Origin of the sequence: Marinobacter halodurans (assembly GCF_004327985.1) — a bacterium.
Taxonomy (GTDB): domain Bacteria; phylum Pseudomonadota; class Gammaproteobacteria; order Pseudomonadales; family Oleiphilaceae; genus Marinobacter_A; species Marinobacter_A halodurans.
This window is the reverse complement of record NZ_SJDL01000158.1, coordinates 1-971: the sequence shown is the minus strand read 5'-3', so window position 1 is coordinate 971 and position 971 is coordinate 1. Positions and strand designations below refer to the sequence as shown.

Sequence of the window (971 nt, the reverse complement as noted above, 5' to 3'; positions counted from 1 at the left end):
CGGCATTGTCAGGGTCGAACGCTGGTGGGGCTGGTAGCCTTGTGTATAACAAGGCAATCAAATTCGTTCCGGCCTTCGGCCTCCACCGGACGCCCTTGTCAGGGCGCCGTTTATTGCTGGCGTTATGCAGCACGATTAACCGGTAGTCATGGATAAAGATCAAAAGAAGAAGTTAAAGGCTCAGTTCAAACAGAACGAACAGGATGCCCTCAAATCATCGATTCCCATGGAAATCGTTGATTTGAAAGAGTTGCTGTCTTTCCTAAATCGAGAAGACGCGCCACCCTGTGACCATACACTCAAAGAGTCAATCGAGTTTCTGAGGTCCCGCGATCTCGTTCCCGAGAAAATAGTGCCTTGGCTCCAAGAACATGGTGGTTTTTGCGACTGCGAGGTTATCTTCAATGTATACGACGATGTTGGGGATATCGTCGGTTGGCATTTGGATGAAAATGCATAACCAGGCGGTCAACCGGACGCCAAAAGCGTGGCGCTTTTGGTTCCCTCCGCTGGCGCTCCGGCGCCGGTTACCTCAGCGTTATGTGGTGCCAACAATGCTAAAATCGCGCGTTTTAGACAATATTTAATCACGGGTAGCCAGGACGCTACTCATTAAAGAAAGGAACTCTGAACATGAGCAATCTGATTGCCGCCTGCGTTGGCGACATGCACGTTTGCCCGATCAAAGGGCACAGCTCTTCCCCCATCATGCCAAACGGCTCCAGCATCCTTGTTGAAGGTAAACCTATCGCTCGCGTTGGTGATGCCACCGGCTGTGGTGCGGTCATTACCCAGGGCTACCCGTTGGCGTTAGCCGATGGTATGCCGGTGGCCTACCTTGGCAGAGCTATGGTGATTTCTGGTGTATGGAGGCAAGTTGAAGAGGTGGCGTATCCTGTTGGTTGATCTCGCCAGATCACAACCAACAGAGGAATGATACGCCATGTCAAAGTCTACCCTGCACGCTCTTT

Annotated in this window: 2 protein-coding genes; both read left to right on the top strand. The window is 51.6% G+C overall.

All coding sequences use genetic code 11. The features are described from left to right. The first annotated feature begins 148 nt into the window (after positions 1-148). Positions 149-460 carry a DUF2695 domain-containing protein gene (locus tag EZI54_RS23915; RefSeq protein WP_131484343.1) on the top strand — a complete coding sequence of 104 codons (312 nt, stop codon included), beginning with the start codon at positions 149-151 and terminating at the stop codon, positions 458-460. A 173-nt stretch (positions 461-633) separates the two neighbouring features. Continuing rightward, on the top strand, positions 634-906 hold the full coding sequence (locus tag EZI54_RS23910) for a PAAR domain-containing protein (RefSeq protein WP_131484342.1): 273 nt from the start codon (positions 634-636) through the stop codon (positions 904-906). Positions 907-971: the final 65 nt, after the last annotated feature.

What these genes read in the sequence shown, in the direction of transcription:
- EZI54_RS23915 (WP_131484343.1), top strand. Translation starts at nt 149, where the DNA reads ATGGATAAAGATCAAAAGAAGAAGTTAAAGGCTCAGTTCAAACAGAAC.
- EZI54_RS23910 (WP_131484342.1), top strand. Translation starts at nt 634, where the DNA reads ATGAGCAATCTGATTGCCGCCTGCGTTGGCGACATGCACGTTTGCCCG.